The organism is Mycobacterium sp. 1245852.3, assembly GCF_001669335.1.
GTDB classification, from domain to species: domain Bacteria; phylum Actinomycetota; class Actinomycetes; order Mycobacteriales; family Mycobacteriaceae; genus Mycobacterium; species Mycobacterium europaeum_A.
The window spans coordinates 1-16418 of record NZ_LZLL01000233.1 but is presented as its reverse complement, the minus strand read 5'-3'; the positions used below and the strand labels follow the sequence as shown (position 1 = coordinate 16418).

The 16418-nt window shown below is 68.2% G+C and carries 17 protein-coding genes and 1 pseudogene; 4 read left to right on the top strand and 14 right to left on the bottom strand.

Going from position 1 to position 16418, the window contains the following annotated elements:
- Nucleotides 1–1273, bottom strand: a 1273-nt coding sequence (locus A9W96_RS10535; protein ID WP_067139540.1) for a sugar ABC transporter substrate-binding protein, incomplete at its 3' end; no start/stop codon positions are given.
- A complete protein-coding gene (locus tag A9W96_RS10530; protein ID WP_067139537.1) occupies nt 1263–2258 on the bottom strand; it encodes a sigma-70 family RNA polymerase sigma factor in 996 nt (331 codons plus the stop codon). The genes A9W96_RS10530 and A9W96_RS10535, both read right to left, overlap by 11 nt.
- 169 nt (nt 2259–2427) lie before the next feature.
- Here A9W96_RS10530 and A9W96_RS10525 point away from each other — a divergent pair, with 169 nt between their 5' ends.
- On the top strand, nt 2428–2778 hold the full coding sequence (locus A9W96_RS10525; protein ID WP_066879007.1) for a DoxX family protein: 351 nt from the start codon (nt 2428–2430) through the stop codon (nt 2776–2778).
- 18 nt (nt 2779–2796) lie between these two features.
- Here A9W96_RS10525 and A9W96_RS10520 read toward each other — a convergent pair whose 3' ends face one another.
- Nucleotides 2797–3597: a ketosteroid isomerase family protein gene (locus A9W96_RS10520; RefSeq protein ID WP_066879005.1), complete on the bottom strand. Its 801-nt coding sequence runs from the start codon at nt 3595–3597 to the stop codon at nt 2797–2799.
- The gene (gene pncA / locus A9W96_RS10515; RefSeq protein ID WP_082972129.1) at nt 3597–4151 is read right to left on the bottom strand and encodes a pyrazinamidase PncA; all 555 of its coding nucleotides are present in this window, start codon (nt 4149–4151) and stop codon (nt 3597–3599) included. Before pncA ends, A9W96_RS10520 begins: the two co-directional genes overlap by 1 nt.
- Nucleotides 4152–4246: 95 nt before the next feature.
- Here pncA and A9W96_RS10510 point away from each other — a divergent pair, with 95 nt between their 5' ends.
- Nucleotides 4247–5314 (top strand): DoxX family protein, encoded by a 1068-nt coding sequence (locus A9W96_RS10510; RefSeq protein ID WP_067139531.1) that lies wholly within the window; start codon nt 4247–4249, stop codon nt 5312–5314.
- A gap of 33 nt (nt 5315–5347) precedes the next feature.
- Here the strand turns inward: A9W96_RS10510 and A9W96_RS10505 are convergent, their stop codons facing one another.
- From A9W96_RS10505 to A9W96_RS10485, 5 genes are all read right to left on the bottom strand, one after another.
- Nucleotides 5348–5926: an AAA family ATPase gene (locus A9W96_RS10505; RefSeq protein WP_067139528.1), complete on the bottom strand. Its 579-nt coding sequence runs from the start codon at nt 5924–5926 to the stop codon at nt 5348–5350.
- A gap of 30 nt (nt 5927–5956) precedes the next feature.
- Nucleotides 5957–6346, bottom strand: coding sequence for a hypothetical protein (locus A9W96_RS10500; protein WP_066867019.1), 390 nt, complete (start codon nt 6344–6346; stop codon nt 5957–5959).
- A gap of 68 nt (nt 6347–6414) precedes the next feature.
- Nucleotides 6415–6909, bottom strand: coding sequence for a gluconokinase (locus A9W96_RS10495; RefSeq protein WP_066867017.1), 495 nt, complete (start codon nt 6907–6909; stop codon nt 6415–6417).
- Nucleotides 6910–8919, bottom strand: coding sequence for a phosphotransferase (locus A9W96_RS10490; protein WP_067139525.1), 2010 nt, complete (start codon nt 8917–8919; stop codon nt 6910–6912).
- A gap of 18 nt (nt 8920–8937) precedes the next feature.
- Nucleotides 8938–10455, bottom strand: a complete 1518-nt coding sequence (locus A9W96_RS10485) for a carboxylesterase/lipase family protein (protein WP_067139522.1) — start codon at nt 10453–10455, stop codon at nt 8938–8940.
- A 79-nt stretch (nt 10456–10534) separates the two neighbouring features.
- Between A9W96_RS10485 and A9W96_RS10480 the strand changes: the two genes are divergently transcribed.
- Complete coding sequence (locus A9W96_RS10480; protein ID WP_197497992.1) at nt 10535–11209, top strand: hypothetical protein; 675 nt, start codon at nt 10535–10537, stop codon at nt 11207–11209.
- Here the strand turns inward: A9W96_RS10480 and A9W96_RS10475 are convergent.
- Together A9W96_RS10475 and A9W96_RS10470 are read right to left on the bottom strand one after the other, a co-directional pair.
- A complete protein-coding gene (locus A9W96_RS10475) occupies nt 11199–12188 on the bottom strand; it encodes an SDR family NAD(P)-dependent oxidoreductase (protein WP_231999648.1) in 990 nt (329 codons plus the stop codon). The two genes, A9W96_RS10480 and A9W96_RS10475, sit on opposite strands and share 11 nt — an antisense overlap.
- Nucleotides 12185–13408, bottom strand: a complete 1224-nt coding sequence (locus A9W96_RS10470; protein ID WP_066867009.1) for a cytochrome P450 — start codon at nt 13406–13408, stop codon at nt 12185–12187. The genes A9W96_RS10475 and A9W96_RS10470 overlap by 4 nt, the downstream gene beginning before the upstream one ends.
- A gap of 91 nt (nt 13409–13499) precedes the next feature.
- Here A9W96_RS10470 and A9W96_RS10465 point away from each other — a divergent pair, with 91 nt between their 5' ends.
- Nucleotides 13500–14129 carry a TetR/AcrR family transcriptional regulator gene (locus tag A9W96_RS10465; RefSeq protein ID WP_066867007.1) on the top strand — a complete coding sequence of 210 codons (630 nt, stop codon included), beginning with the start codon at nt 13500–13502 and terminating at the stop codon, nt 14127–14129.
- A 12-nt stretch (nt 14130–14141) separates the two neighbouring features.
- On the opposite strand, the gene A9W96_RS10460 is transcribed toward A9W96_RS10465, so the two are convergent.
- From A9W96_RS10460 to A9W96_RS10450, 3 genes and pseudogenes are all read right to left on the bottom strand, one after another.
- Nucleotides 14142–14777 carry a hypothetical protein gene (locus tag A9W96_RS10460; protein ID WP_066867006.1) on the bottom strand — a complete coding sequence of 212 codons (636 nt, stop codon included), beginning with the start codon at nt 14775–14777 and terminating at the stop codon, nt 14142–14144.
- A 160-nt stretch (nt 14778–14937) separates the two neighbouring features.
- Nucleotides 14938–15756: a mycofactocin-coupled SDR family oxidoreductase gene (locus A9W96_RS10455; RefSeq protein WP_067139519.1), complete on the bottom strand. Its 819-nt coding sequence runs from the start codon at nt 15754–15756 to the stop codon at nt 14938–14940.
- A gap of 1 nt (nt 15757) precedes the next feature.
- Nucleotides 15758–16418 (bottom strand): annotated as a pseudogene (locus A9W96_RS10450) (dihydrodipicolinate reductase); the annotation flags it as partial.

Sequence of the window (16418 nt, the reverse complement as noted above, 5' to 3'; positions counted from 1 at the left end):
TCGCCGGCTGGCGGCCTCGCAGCACTGGACCAAAGTTGCGGTCCATCAAGGCATTGACCTTCTCCCAAGCCGGCGTGATGGGCAGCCCCTGCGAAAAAGCCGGGCCTTCGGTGAGCACACTCAGATTGCCCAACCGTCGATGGGCCTTGGCGAATCCCTGCGATCGCAGCGCTGAGCGCAGCACGGGAACAAACAGACAGGATTCACCGATCAGCGCCTGGCCAACGGGCCCCGTCGCGAACTTCACGAACTCCCATGCCTGCTCCTTGCGCGGGCTGCTGGCCGAGATGGCCAATCCGGTGGCGCCGATATCTGAACATGCGGCATGCCCCTTTCCCAGCGCCGGGCCGACCGGCAACGGGGCGACGTCGAAATCCAGGCCCTCGGCGCGGATGTAGGTCTGGTAGCGCCAGTGGCCACCGAGCGCGATCGCCGCCCGGCCCACGGCGAACAAGTTGGGCGTCGACATCGACTGCGTCTCCGATGCGTTGGGCGCCACCCGGTATTTGTTGGCCAGATCGGCGTAGAACTGCACAGCTTCGTGAAACGCCGCATTGTCGAAGTTGAAGTGGGTCGGATTCGACCGCGGGTCTGACCACGCCACACCGTTGTTCATCGCGAACAGTCCGGCCGAGTGGTAGGCACCCCAGGTGTTGACGAAGCCGTACTGCGCGGCCCGGCCGGATGCATCGCGCTTGGTCAGGGCGCGCGTGGTGTCCAGGAATTCGGTGAAATCCCAGGGCTGTTCCCACGTCTTGGGGGGCTCCGGCACGCCGGCTTCGGCGAAAAGCCGTTTGTTGTAGAACAGGTAGTTGCCCGACCACTGTTCGGGAAGTGCGTACTGTTTTCCGTTGAATGTGAAGGTTTCGTACAACTCCGGGATGCTGTCCGCCTTGAGCTGGTCGGCAAAGGGTTTGTCGCGCGCCAGCAGCGTGTTCATGTCCAGTAGCACACCGCGGTCGGCGAGTTCGGCGTAAGACAGTTCCCAGGTCATCAGCACATCGGGGCATTTGCCGCCGACACAGAATGTCGAAAGCTGTTGCATGACACCGGGTCCGGACAGCACGGGCCGCACCTTGATATCGGGGTGGCGGCGCGCGAACTCGTCGACGATGCGCATCCTGGCGTCACGCTCGTCCGGGTTGGCCGCGAAGAAGAAGGTGAGCGCGTCGTCCTCCGGAGCACACCCCGCCGACCACGGCGCCAGCGCCGCCGCGGAAAGCGCGCCGGCGGCCCGGAGCAGCTCACGCCGTCCGAACGGCTTATCGAGCATGGCCCTCCCGGTCTTGCCCCGCGGCCGCCTTTGCGGCCGACTGTGTCTGACGTCCTTGGTACCCGATGTGGTTGTGAGGTTCCTGGACCGGCCACCGGGGCAGCGTCAGCGTCGCCCGGCGGATTCGCTCGGCATCGCCGGTGATGTCGATCGTATGGATGCGACCGTCGGCGCCGATGCCGATCACCAGCAGGACCTGAGCGCGACCGCGAGCGGCTAACACGATGCCCGGCGCCCCGTCGATGAGCATGACAGCACCGGCGCGCGCCCGCGCAGCGAACCGCCGAGTCTCCCCGGCGACCTCGTCGGCACCGCGGACCGTAGTGGGCACGTCGGCCGGGACCAGGGCCGGATCGACCGTGCGCACCACGTCTGGAGCCAGCAGCTCGAGCAGGCCGGCGATGTCACCACCGCGCGAGGCCGCCAGAAACGCCTCGACCACCTTCAGGTGGTCGCCCGTGCGGCGGGGGCGATCGGCCGGATCGGCGTGCAGTCGCCCGCGGGCCCTGCTGGCCAGCTTCTTCGTGGCGTCCGGCGACCGATTCATCACCGCGGCGATCTGCTCGAAAGGCATGGCGAAGACGTCGTGCAGCACGAACGCCACCCGCTGCGCCGGGGAAAGCCGGTCGAGCACGACGAGCAGCGCGCCGCTCACCGACTCCGCGAGCAGCGCGTCCTCGTCGGCCGGCGCCGACGCCGCCCGCACCAGCCGGTCCAATTCGTCGGTTTCGGCCAGCGGTTGCTCGGCGCGGCGCTTGCGCAGCCGAAGTTGGTCGAACGCCTCGCGCGCGGTGATCGTCGTGAACCAGCCGGTGAGGTTGTCGACACCGCCGAAGTCCGCGCGGCTGGCCTTGAGCCACGCCGACTGGACCGCGTCGTCGGCGTCGGGCACCGAACCCAGCAGCTGGAACGCGACCGACCTCAGGTGACGCCGATCGGCGTCGAAACGCCGCGCCAGATCCGCCAAATCCTTTGTTGCGCCCATGGGTCACCTTTTCCGCGCGAAAGCCGTCAAGAAGTTGACCGCGTCCGACGGACTTCCACTGGCGAAGGAGACAAGCACCATGACCCTACCGATTGTGCGCCACGGTGCGCACTGCCCGCATTCGACCCGCCGCTGCGGAAATCGCTGCGCGACAAGGGATTGATCGGAGATGAACACCGCACTTGTCGCCGTCACGCTGACCACCGCCGTCATCACCGCGGCGATCGCCATCGCCGACTTCGTTCCGGCGCGATTCGTTCTGGCGAATTCTGCCGAGGTCGGGGTGCCGCGGTCATGGTTGCCGGCGCTTGGCGCGCTGAAGCTGGCCGGGGCCGCCGGGATCGTCCTCGGACTGCTGGGCCTGCGCGAATTGGGTATCGCGGCCGCCGCGGGCCTGGTGCTGTTTTTCGTCGGCGCCGTGGCGACGCATCTGAGGGCCCACGTTTTGTACAACATCGCGTTTCCCGGTGCGTACCTGTGCCTGGCCGGTGCATCGCTGGTGCTGATGGTGCTCCGCTGAGACACAGGCCTGACGAGGTCAGGCGGGAAAGTAGCGGATCCGGCTGATCGCGGCGCCACGCCAAGCCACATCGGCGAACACAATGGCGCGCCCGTGACCCGAGTTGAGTGACACCGCGACGGTGCGGCCCGCGCTGCTCGTCCTAGTTGTGCCGGCAGCGTCCAGCTGCTCGGCCAGCTCGGCCAGGTCGAGCGGGTCGTGATCACCCAAAGTTATTGCGGCATCTGACGACAGCATCCGCGCGGCGGCGGACGTGTCGTGGCGCCCCGCGGCCTCCAGGAACGTCGTCACCAGCCGCTGGTGGCGTGCCCCGACTCGGCGGAATCCGGTCATGAAGCCGGCGGCCCCGCCCCAGCCTTGGTTGCGCACCAGCGCCGTGGACAGGTTCAGTGCGGGCCGCAGGGCGCCGGGGCCGGTGCGCAGGAACTGCAGCATCATGGCGGGCAGCTCCCAATAGGCCCGCAGATGGCCAATCTTCCACTCGCCGTTGGCTTCTCGGAGGTCATAACGCAGAAACGCCGGAATGAACATCGTCACGGCCGAGCCCATCGTCACCTCGAGCTCGAGGTCACGCAGCACCGTCGTGCCGACCACGAGGTCGAGGTCGCGATGGAACTTGATGTCACGGGGGCCGATGAAGGTGTCATAGAAGCGCCCGATTTGCTCGTGCCCCACGTGCGGTCGGGAGCCGACCGGATCCTCGACGCGGCCGTCACCGGTGAACAGCCCCACCCACCCGGTGCGGTCGTGCGCGGCGGCCGCCTGCGGCGAGCGCTCCACGGCGGCGAGCAGCTGCTGTCGATCCAGTGGCACCACCATTACGGTTCCCCAACCATCTCGATGCCGGCGGACCGCATTTCGGCCAGCGCTTCGGCCGCCGAATCGACGGCCGCGGTCAGGTTGACCAGCACCCTGGTGGTCAGGCCCGCCGCCGCGGCGTCCTCGGCGGTCCGCCGGACGCAGAAGTCGGTGGCGATGCCGACCACGTCGACCTCGTCGACCCCCCGCCGGCGCAGCCACTGCAGTAGCGGGGTGCCGTCGTCATCGACGCCCTCGAAACCGCTGTACGCCGCGGCGTACGCGCCCTTGCGGAAGACGGCGTCGACGCGCCGGATGTCCAGCTCCGAGCGAAGATTCGCGCCGGCGCTTCCGGCGACGCAGTGCACCGGCCAGGACGATGAAAAATCCGGGTGGTCGGAAAAATGGTCACCCGGGTCGATGTGGAAATCCTGCGTCGCGACGACGTACCGGTAGCCCGGCTCACCGGACAGATAGGCGTTGATCGCGGACGCCACGGCGGCGCCGTCGGCGGTGGGCACCGAGCCGCCCTCGCAGAAGTCGTTTTGCACGTCGACGACGATCAACGCTCGCACGCGCTCCACCCTATCGGTGTGCGACGCTACGCGGCTCTAGCTGGGGTTATCGGGGTGGCGGTTTGCTCGACAAGCAGCCGGGTAATACACGGGCCATGGTGCTCAGGAGAATCGCGCGACCCCTGTTATCAGTGGCATTCATCGGGCAAGGAGTCAATTCACTGCTGAACCCCAAATCCGCGGCGGAGGCCGCGGCGCCGGCGGTGGACGGCCTGCAGGCATTGCCGGAATCGGTGAGTAGCAGCATCCCCAGCGACCCCGAGACGGTCGCGCAGATCACCGCTGCCGTTCAGATCGGCGGCGGCCTGCTGCTCGCCACCGGCAAACTCCCCCGGATCGCATCGGCCGCTCTCGCGGTGACGGTGTTACCGGCCAACCTTGGGACACACTCGTTCTGGAACGAAAGCGACCCGGTGGCCAAAGCCCAGAAACGCCAGCAATTCCTCACCGACCTCAGCCTGCTGGGCGGATTGTTGATCGCGTCGGCCGACACCGCCGGCAAGCCCTCCCTCGGGTGGCGTGGCCGTCGAGCGGCGGAACGGCTCTCCGAGCGGGTGTCCTCGGCGTGGCCCGGATCGGACGATTCGGGCTTCGATGCCGATTTCTCCGAACTGGGTGATCGCATCGCGCACGGCCTGCAGATCGGCGCCGAACGGGGCCGCGAGCTGGCCAGCACGGCAGCCGAGCGCGGCGCGCCCTACGCCGAAGCGGCACTCGAACGCGGCCGCGAATTGGCCAGCACCGCGGCCGAGCGCGGCGCGCCCTACGCCGAAGCCGCGCTCGAACGCGGCCGCGAATTGGCCAGCACCGCGGCCGAGCGCAGTAAACCGCTGGCCAAGAAGGCCCGCAAGCGCAGCGAGGAATGGGCCGACGAGGCCGCCGACCGCGCCGCGTACCTGGCGGAGAAGGCACGCAAGCGCAGCGAGGAACTCGCCGACGAGGCGGCCGACCGGGCCGCGCCGCTGGCCAAGAAGGCGCGCAAGCGCAGCGAGAAGCTGGCCAAGAAGGCACGCAAGCGCAGCGAGAAGCTGGCCAGCACGGCGCGGGCGCGCGGCGAGGAGTTCGCCGAAACCGCGCGGCAGCGCGGCGCCGACTTGGCCGACACCGCCCGCGAGCGGGTCGGCGGTCAGGTCGACACCGGCCGCCGCAAGCTGCCCTGGTAACCGGGCGCGCCGCTGTCCGCGTAACGCCGCAAGTCAGTGGGTCCAGCGAGCCCGCAGGATTTCCGGTGCCCAGGTGGGCCAGTCGGGTGCGCCGACGGTCAGGCCGCCGCTGAGTCGCGCGACGATGCGCGGGCCGCGCAGGCGGCTGTTGTCGTAGACCGTCGCGAGGTCGGACAAGGCGATCGCCTCGGCGACCGGCACCCACAGCCGGCGATGGCGCTGCCGGATCTTGGCTTCCGGAACGTCATGGCCGCCGGCTTGCACCCGGTATCGAACACGTTGGACCGCAAGGTCTTCCGGGATGATCAGCACGTGCAGGACGACGGTGAAGCCCGCGCTGCGGGCCGCCTTGACGAGGTCGAGCTTGGAGGGGTGGGAGAACACGGTCTCGGCGACGAACGACCGGCCCAGCTCGATCAGCTTGGCGCGGGTGTCGGCGGCGATGCGCGCGGCGTCGTACGAGTGCGATGCCGGATCCTCCGGCCACCGCTGCCGTGCGATTTCGTCGGCATTGACCACGAGACTGCCCGGCAGCAGCGGCGCCAGGGTGAGCGCGATGAAGGTCGACTTACCGGCACCGTTCGGCCCGACCACCAGGTCAAGTCGGTCCATCGGACCGCCGAAACGCTGATGAGTGCCGGATCAGCGGGTGCCTCCGAGCACCACGGCGGCGCCGTCGGGGCGATGCTCGACGATTTCGCCGTCGTCGTTGAGGGCCACGGTGGTGACCCCCTGCCCGGCCAGCGTGGCCCCGTAGTTGGTGCGCGCCAGGCTTTCCTCGATGGCCGCGGAGATCTCGGCGTTGAATACCACGCCCTCCTCGACGGTGAGTTCGCCGGTCGGCAGCTGGCCGGCGAGCGCGGCTTCCACCCGCCGCCGCGAGGCGGTGTGCTGACTGGATACCGCCCGCCCCACCCGTGCCCAGTGGTCGAGTTGCTGCTTGGCCGAGCGACTCTGCCGGGCGCCCTCAGCCGCCGCGCTGTCCATCAGGTCGGACGCGACGCGGGTGACACGATCGACGGCCTCAGCCACGGCTTCCTCCCATGCAGCACTACGTTACGACGTGTAGCACAATGCTACACCGCGCCGTGCGGCCGCGGCTATGGGCGGGCCCGCACGACGGTGTCCACGATCGCGTCGACGTCGGGCCCGACGTCGACGGTCATGCCGACCTCATCGGGACCGAGCGGCTCCAGGGCGTCCAGTTGCGAGCGCAGCAGCGCGGCAGGCATGAAGTGATCGGTCCGCGTTGCCAGCCGGGCTCCGATCAGCTCCGCCGAGCCCGACAAGTGCAGGAACCGCACGCCCGGACAGTGGGCGCGCAACTGGTCGCGGTAGGCCCTTTTCAGCGCCGAACAACTCACGACCGCGCCCTCGCGATGGGCGGCCAACCATTCGCCGACCTGCTCCAGCCAGGGATAGCGGTCGTCGTCGTCGAGCGGTTCACCGGCGGCCATCTTGGCGATGTTGGCGGGCGGGTGCAGGGTGTCGGCGTCGACGAACGGGACCCGCAGGCGCCGCGCGAGCGCCGCCCCCACCGTCGATTTGCCCGATCCCGAGACGCCCATCACGACAACGGGGGCCGATCCGCTCACCTAAGTCTGTTCGCCGAGGTTGCGGTTCCATTCCAGCCAACCGGCACCGCTGCGCCCGTCGGCCGTGCTGATCGTGGCCCACACGCGGGGGAACTGGCTGACCCGCCCGTCGCGTGCCATGAGCCGGACCGGCGCCTGGCCGCGCACGCGCGCGTTCGCGGTGATCTGCGCCGGCTCCAACGCCAGCGTCGCCTCAAGCGGTAACCCGTTGTCGGCGAAGGACTCTCGCGAGTCGACGGTCTGCAACTCGGTCACCTTGCCGTCGGCGCCCTGCGCATAGCCGATGCTGAACGCGGGCGCCCCGGGGATCCGGATGTTCACGCCGTGCAAATGGGTGCCGTCGTCCAGGTGCAGCGCGCTCCAGATCCAATCCATGCCCCACCAATCGCGCACACCCCACGAGTGATCCCGTTGGCCCGCAACGGACTTCACACGGTAGCTGGTGTCACCGACGCTGACGCTGCCCGAGACGGTGCACGGGATCTCATAACGCGTCGTCACGGCGTACTTGTACGGGGTGCCGTCGGTGGCCCACACCAGGTTCACGCTCATCTCGACGGGTTCGCCGGGCTCGCCGCGCAGCAACGCCGACGGATCGGAGTAAGACCGGGCCCGCGCCCGTACGTCGACGCGATAGCTTTGCAGGGGCGCGTCGGCGGAATGCGCGAGCTCTAAGTCGTCGGTCCGCACCGACCACGGATCCGACGGCAGCGGCACTTGCGCGTCGACGGCGACGGTCGGCATGTCGGGGCCGCACAACAACACGTGCACCCACGCGGTCTGTTCGTTGGCCACCCGCCCGAGCCGGAACCAGCCACCCAATCCCTGTGCCGCGTCGGCGAAGTCGGCGTACCAACTCTCACTCCACAGCGGTTCGGCGGTGGGCTCGTGGGCCAGTTCGTCCTCGACGGCCGGCTGCAACGGCTCGGGGGTCGCCGCGACGGGCAGCGTCGACAGCGCGTCCGTGTCCAGGACGTGGTCGCAGTGCCGCCGCAGCATCGTCATGAACATCTGATCGCCGCGGTCGGTGCGCTCGACCAGCATCGAGGAGACGATCGCCATCATCACCCCGAAAAAGCTCTGCCTGCGCACACCGTCGGCGACGTCGGCCAGAGTCAGGGGTGCCGCAGGTCCCAGCGCCTCGTGATAGGCGCGCAGCAGCGCGTCGTAGTGCTGGCGGCGATCCTCGGTGGACAACGCGCAACCGAGGAAGTAGGCCAGATCGGTCAGCGCCGGACCCCACGACACGGTTTGCCAATCGACCACCGTCAGCGCGCGCTCGGCGCCCTCGGTACCGAACAGCATGTTGTCCAGGCGATAGTCGCCATGCACCAGGCCCTGCACGCGGCCCCGCTCGGACGCCTCCGCTTCCTGGGCAAGGTAGCCGTCGAACGCGGCCACCAGGCGTTCGCACACCACGCGGTGCTCCGGTGCGATCTGGTCGCCGTAGCGGTCGACGAAACCCGCGTACAGCGGGGTGATCATGGCCTGGTTCAGCGGCGCGTCGCGGTTGAGCCACGGCGCCTCGGCCAGCGAAACGTCGCCGAGCAGCGGGCCGTGCAGGCGTCCCAGCTCGACGACGCCGAGGCGGGCCTGTTCGACTGTGGCTCCGGCGATTTCGTCACCGACGACGGCCGGCCCCGCGTCACCCAGCAGCAGATCGAAAACGCCCGTGGAGGTGTCGACCGCCGCGTGGTAGCAGGGCGCGATGGGCCCGCCCAGACGCGGCGCGATGTCGCCGTAGAAACGCACCTCCCGCTCGTAAAGCCCCAGCGCCAGCCCGGTTTGGCGGCTCACCGGATCGGTGGCCGCGACCTTCAGCACCACCGACTCGGGTCCGCCCCCGGCGTCGGCATAGCTGAGCCGGACCCGGTAGCACTCGCTCATCTGGCCGGTGCCGATGCGCTCCACCGCGAAGTCGGCGATGGGTCCGGTGCCGATGACCGCGGCCAGCCAGGCGGCGGTGAGGTCACTGGGTCGTTCGATGACTTGCTCGGTCTCGGCATGCATGAGGGTTAGCGTGCCAGGTCAATGCGCCAGTGAGAAGCCGTCCCAGGCCATTCGGCGATGCGGGTGTGGATCGAACTCGACGCGGGACTTGCGGTCGAAGACCATCACGGCACGATCCTCGGCGGTGTAGAGGGGCCAGTCCTCCCCCGGCACGCCGGTCCGGCTGAAGGCGCGCCAGCGCCGTTGCACTTGATTGCTGACCCGCAACGCGGCCCGCCGGTCCGCCGCCGCGGTCAGCAACGCGCCGAATCTGGTGCGATACACGTCGAAAACGGCGAGCAACTCGGTGGCGTGGGTGGCCCCGAAGCCCGACCAGCGCAGCGTGCGCGGCGCGTAGTCGTACCGGTAGAGGTAGGTCGGCGCGTGCGCGCCGTGGGCCTCCGCGATCTGCCAGGCCGCCGAGGCGAAGGCGAAGTCACCGCCGAGCTGGATGCAGGCCGCCCGCTCGGGATAATTGGGATATGCGGCGGTAATGCGTTCGCGGATAGCGGGTTCCGCCTCGGCCAGCAGCTCTTCGACCATCGACTCGTTGGTCGGCAACATCGCCAGGAATCGGGTGAACAACCGGCCCTCTTCGGCATTCGTGCCCACGATCAGCGGTACCCGGTGGGCCTCACCGCGCCGCATCGCCTCGACCGGATCCAATGGCAGGATGTCGTCACCGAAGACCGGCCCAATTGGGAAGGCGCCCAGCCTGTTCTGCATGCCTTCGTCGATCAACCGGTGTTGGGTTTCCACCAGCTGCGCGGCGGACGCCTGCATCAGCGCGTTGGCGGCATCCTGCTTGCGCACCCCCAGCAGGTTGGCGAAGCGGTTCGCGAACTCCGCGGCGACCTCTTTCGACCGCACCAGACCCGACGCCGGGCTCTCCGATATCGCCCGGGCGAACAGGCCTTCGGCGGCGGGCACCGCCAGCAGCGATGCGGTGATGCACGCTCCCGCGCTCTCGCCGAAGATGGTGACATTGTCGGGATCACCGCCGAATCCCGCGATGTTGTCACGAACCCACTGCAGCGCCAGCACCAGATCGCGCAGATACAGGTTGCTGTCGATGGTGATCTCGGGCGTCGACAACGACGAAAAGTCCACGCACCCCAGCGCGCCCAGGCGGTAGTTCACCGACACGTAGACGCATCCCCGGCGGGCCAGGGCCGCGCCGTCGTACAGCGGTGTCGCCGAGCTGCCCAGGAAGTAGCCGCCGCCGTGGATGAACACCATGACGGGCAGCGGCCCCTCGGCGTCACCCTCGGGCGCCACGACGTTGAGGGTGAGGCAGTCCTCGCTCATCGGCTGATAGCGGCCGCCCAGACCCGACATGCCGAGCAGGGTGTAACGGCGCTGCTGGGGCGCGCAATTGCCGAAGCCGTGGCAGTGTCGAACACCGGACCACGGCTGGGCCGGCTGCGGCGCCCGGAAGCGCAGCCTGCCCACCGGTGGGCGGGCATACGGGATCGACCGCCACCGATTGACCCCGTCGCGGGTGAAGCCTTCGACGGTGCCGATGGCCGTGCGTGCGCGGACAGTCCGGTCATGCATAACCCGACGGTAACCGACATGACGGCTGTAACGCGCGCGCAGCGCCTTAATTGCCCGGCGCGGCGGTTAGCCTGACTGAATGCGGAAAGCTGCGATGATCGCCGCGGCACTACTGGTCGCCGGGTGCTCCCACACCACGGGCGGCCAATCAGCGCCGACCCCGAGCACCGCCCAGACATCCACCGGCGCCGGCGCACCGGGAAGCAAAGCGCCCGGACCCACCGGGGCGCCCGGCGCCGGCACCGCGATCTCCGACGTCATCGCCTGGATAGAGGCCGGCCATCCCGCCGATCCCGGCCGCTTTCACACCGCCAGCCGCGACGGGGCCACCACGCCCCTGGGCGACGACATCGCGCTGGCCGCGGTGGCCGGCAAGGTCTCCTGCATGACGGATGCCAAGCACACCGGCGGCGCACTGGCCTGCCTGGTGAATCTGACCAATCCACCGCCGGCTCCCGCGACGGCCTATGGCCAGTGGCAAGGCGGTTGGATCAGCTTCGACGGGGTGAACCTGCAGGTCGGATCCGCCCGTGCCGATCCCGGCCCATTCCTGAACGGCAACGGGCCGGAACTGGCGAACGGGGATTCGCTGTCGTTCGGTGACTACCGGTGCCGCGCCGAGCAGACCGGCCTGTACTGCGTGAACTATGCGCACCAGTCGGCGGCCAAGTTCAGCCCCGCCGGCATCGTGCCGTACGGCTGCCTGAAATCGGCCCCGCCGCCGGACGGTGTCGGCGCGGCCTTCAGCTGCTGAGGCTGCCGATGATGGTCGCGAAAAGCTCGCTCATTTCGTCACCGGGCCCGCCCGGCACGGTGTAGCCGGCTTCGTCGCGAATCTCGTCCAGGTGGTCGCGGACGTCCTCGATCGACAGCCCGGGTCGGTAGCAACCCCGTGTCCTGCCGATGAAGAACCGCGCGACGTGTCCCGCGCCCACCGTGTAGATTTCACCGGACACCGGGCAATCCCGGTGGGAAAGGAAGGCGGCCACCGGAGCGACCTGCGCGGGGTCCAGTTTCTGAAGGTATTGGCCCACAAGGTCATCCAATACCGCCTGCGATGCCGCATCGTGTTCGACGGCTTGCCGGCCGGTCGCCTCGTCGAGCGAATGCGTCAGCATCCGGGTGTACGCGATGGGAGCGATGGCATTGACCTTGATGCCGTATGCGGCTCCTTCGGCGGCCAGCACACGCGTCAAGCCCAGCAAACCCGCCTTGGCCGCGCCGTAGTTGCTCATCCGTTCGGCGCCAAGGATTCCCGCGGCCGAGCAGGTGTTGAGCACCCGTCCGTAGCGCTGTTCGCGCATCACCTGCCACGCTGGCCTCGTCACGTAGAACGCCCCCTTGAGGTGGACATCCACCAGGGGGTCGAGCCGATCGGCGGTCATGTCCTCGAACGGCGCGTCGCCGACGATGCCCGCATTGTTGATCACGATGTCCAGGCGCCCCCAGACCCGCAGGGCGGTGTCGATGATCGCTTGTGCGCCTTGCGGACTCGTCACGCTGTGGCTGTCTGCGACGGCCTCGCCACCCTGCTCGCGAATGGCATCCGCGACGGCCTCGGCCGCCTTGTCGTCCGCGCTGTCCCCGGTCACCGAGCCGCCCTTGTCGTTGACCACGACGCGGGCTCCGCGCGCGGCCAGAAGCTGGGCGTACTCCCTGCCCAGCCCGCCGGCGGCGCCGGTGATCACGGCCACTTGGCCGTCGAAGCGCAGCTCGCCGTTAGACACCGTCACCAGCGCACCGGAAGTTCTTTCATGCCATAGATATTGGCGTCTTTGAACCTCAGCTGCTCCGGCGGCACCGCCAGTCGCAACCCGGGCAGGCGCCGCGCCAGGGTGGCGAAGGCGACCTGCATCTCGACGCGGGCCAAATTCGCTCCGATGCATTGATGCACGCCATATCCGAAGCCCAAGTGCCCGCGAGCGTTTCGGTCCGGGTCGAAGGATTCGGGGTGGTCGACGAATTCTGCGTCCCAATTGCCGGCGAGCAGGCTCATGAGGACGAACTCCCCGGCGCGAATCGGTTGGCCACCGATCACCAGATCTTCGGTCGCGACGCGGTCGACCTGGCTGTGCACGATGGACAGATAGCGCATCAGTTCTTCGACGACGTTCGCGATGACGGCCGGATCGTCGGTTTGTCCGAGTCGCTCGAACACCTCGGGATGTTCCAGCAGCGCAACGGTTCCCAGTGCGATCATGTTGGCGGTGGTTTCGTGGCCGGCCTGCATCATGATCACGCTGTTCATGGCCGTGGTGGTGTGGTCGAGCTGGCCCGTGGCCACGTATTCGGTGAGCAGTCGGCTGATCAAGTCGTCGCCGGGTTCGCGCGCTTTGCGTTCCACCAGCTCCTCGATGTAGGCATACATCGCCCCGAACGCCTGGCCCTTTTCCTCGTCGGTGGACTTCTGGTCAAGCCCCTTGGTGGTGTTGTGCTGGAAGATGGCCAAGTCTTCGGGCGGCACCCCGAGCAGCAGGGCGATCACCATCGACGGCACGGGCAAGGCGAATTCACGCACCAGATCGGCCGGCGCACCGTTGTCGATCATCTGGCCGAGATAGTGGTCGACCATGTCCTGAATGTGCGGCCGCATTGATTCACAACGCCTGAAGGTGAAGCTGCTTGTCATCATGCGCCGCAACCGATGATGCTCGGGATCGTCGGTCCGGGCGAACATCACGGCGACGTTGTTGTCGGCGTCGGTCGGCAGGATCGAGTCCGGAATGGTCTTCGCGGACAAGCGCGGATCGACCAACGCCGCCCTGATGTCCTGGTAGCGGCTGACCACCCAGACCGGGTTGCCGCCGAACATCGCCCGTCGCAGCCCGGCCTGTTCGCGCCACTGCGCAAACTCGGGCGGGGCCGCGAGCGGGCAGTGCGACGGCCGCGGGACGGGTAACACGGGAAGGCTTGCGTCAGGCCGGGATTCGGCGGTCTCCAAAGGTATTGCCATAACCAGTTTTCCACTAAGTGTCAGTTGGCTGCCAGTTGTACGAGCCTAAAGCGGCGGCTACCGACAGTCAACTGTCAGTTACGCTGTGACGATGACCGCGGTTGAAGACCGGCCGTTGCGGGCCGACGCGGCGCGCAACGTCGAGCGCATCCTGCGCGCGGCGCGCGAGGTCTACGGCGAATTGGGACCCGACGCCCCGGTGGAAGCGGTCGCGCGCCGCGCCGGCGTCGGTGAGCGAACCCTGTACCGCAGATTTCCGGCAAAGGCGGACCTGGTACGCGCCGCCCTGGATCAAAGCATCGCCGAGGACCTCACGCCGGTGATCGACAGCGCCCGCCTCGAGAAGGATCCGCTGCGCGGCCTCACCCAGCTGATCGATGCGGCGATATCGCTGGGGGCGCGCGAACACAGCCTGCTGACGGCCGCACGCCGCGCCGGATCGCTAACCTCCGACATCTCGGTGTCGCTCAACGCGGCGCTCGGCGAGCTCGCCCGCGCAGGCCAGCGAGCCGGCAGCATCCGCACCGACCTGGTCGCCGACGACCTTCCTCGCCTGATCGCGATGCTCTTCAGCGTGCTGTCCACCATGGATGCCGGCAGCGACGGCTGGCGGCGCTATGTCACCCTCGTCATCGACGCGATATCAGTCAACGAACGACAGCCGCTGCCGCCGGCCGCCGCACTGCGCTATGAGCTGCAGCCGGACAGCTGGCCCCTGTGAACGAGCGGCGGCTCAGCCGGCCGGCAGTCCCGCTTTGACGGCGGCGTCTTGCTTTTGGGCGAGATCGAGCATGACATCGGCCGGCGTGGGATTGCCGACGACACAGTCGGACTCCAGGTCGACCATGGCCCTGCCCTCGACGAACACCGCCTCGGAGATCTCCATCGGGTTGGCCGGGTCGGTTCCCTGACCGATCACCATGAACCCGTTGGTGCCGACGTCGATGGGCTGCTGCTGGCCGTTGACCTTCTTTCCGACGACGTCGCGCATGTTCGCCGCGGTCTGGGTGGCGGTGGCCGCATCGGGGAAGACCGCGATCGTGTCGATGATGGTGCGCTTGCCGTCGGGGTTCTTGAAAACCTGCCCCACGCCGGTGATGCCGCTGGGATTCTGGCTCGGCGGGCCGTCGGCGGTGGCGTTGGGGCCCACGTCGCCGGGCTTGATCAGCAGGTTGCTGTAGTCCACCGGGGCTCCCGGTGCGCCCGGGGCCGCGCCGGCCGAAGGGCTCGACGAAGCGGCCGGGCCGGACGACGAGGCCGAACCCGATGATCCCGTCGAGCTTTTGCCGCCACCGCAACCGGCCACCGTCGCGCCGACCAATAGGGCGGCAGCTGTCAGCCCGAGCACGGACGTCCGCACCGTATTCATGAGGCTCTCCTTGGTGAACTCAGCTATTTGTATCCCTTACCGCGCGCGTGGGCAGCGAGAACACGCAAACTCCGGCCGCCGGACGACTATTCATCTGTCAGCCCAGCCTATGGGCTGGCGACGGGATCGGTAAGGGCACACGCTGTGCAGCGGCGCGGCGTCAGTTGATGGTCACTCCCGCATCGACCTTGAATTCCAGCCCCGTCACATACCTGGACTCATCCGACAAAAGGAACACCACCGCGTTGCTGACGTCGACGGGCTCGACGGCCGGCGTGGGCATCGCGTTGACGAAGATGGGGATCAGGTCGGACCGTCGCTCGCCCAAGAGCGGTCCGAACGACGGTGGAACCATCCCGGTGGGAACACCGGTGGGAAGCACGGTGTTGACGCGCACGTTCTGCGCCGCCAGTTCGTTGGCCAACGCCAGCGTCAGGCCGACGACGCCGTGCTTGGCCGCCGTGTAGGGCGTCTGCAGTGGAAATCCCTTGATAGCGCCCGCGGAACTGACGTTGACCAGGCTGCCGCCGCCATGGTCGAGCAGGTGGGGTATCGCGGCCGCGCAGGTGTTCCACACCCCGATGAGATTGACGTCGACCACCGTGCGCCACTGGTCGGCGGTGGTCTGGTCCCAGGACGCCACCGTGAGCACGCCGGCATTGGCCACCGCGCCGTCGAGGCCGCCGAGCTCGCCGACGCCGTCGTCGACCGCAGACCGCAGTTGCGCCTCGTTTCGGACGTCGACGATGCGGCTCACGCAGCGGCGACCGAAACCCCTTACCAGTTCGACTGTTTCGGCCAACTCGTCCTTCGTCGCCAAAGGATATTCGATCTCGGGCAGAGATTGGCATATGTCGAGCAGGATGAGGTCGGCGCCCTCCTGCGCTAGCCGCAGGGCGTGGCTGCGTCCCATGCCGCGCGCGGCGCCGGTGATCAGGATGCGTTTGCCGGCAACGCGTCCGGGGGCCGAGGTCGTCAGGTCAGTGCTCGTTCCACATCAGGCCACGCATCGTTGCCGACAGCGGAATATCCTCCACCCCGATCAACCCCTGGGGCGCCCAGCATACCCAATCGATCGCGTTGACGGCCCGGCCGGCCGTCGAGATACAGCCGGCATCAGTGGAATCGAATAGCGGGTGGGACACGTGGGTGTTGATTTCGACCCGCGGCTCCCCGTCCACGACAACCCGATGAACCCCGGTGTGGCCGTCGGGCGGGAACTCCCAGTCGGGCGCCGCGGCCTGGGTGAGCCTGGTGACGTGCTCGAGCGTGATGACCGGCCGCCCGTCGCGCACCCCCTCGGTGGCGAACCGCACCGCGGCCATCTGCCCCGGTTCGACCGTCATCATCGTGCAGTCGATTCGTTCTCGCGTGTACCAGGGTTCGCAGCGCTGGCGCACGTCATCGAGCTTGATGTCGAGGTTGTCCGCCAGGCTGCGGACCTGACCTCCCCACATCGACACGATCACCCCGGGCAGAAACATCATCGGCGAATCGTCATCGGGCGTCGAGCCGAAACCCATTGCTGCGCCGGTGAATTCGGCGTCGTCGTAGTTCCCATAGTCGAAGATCTCCTGCACGGTGATCGAGTCGATCCGGGTGGTCAGGCTGGCCGCGGAGTGCACCAGCGTATCGCCGGAG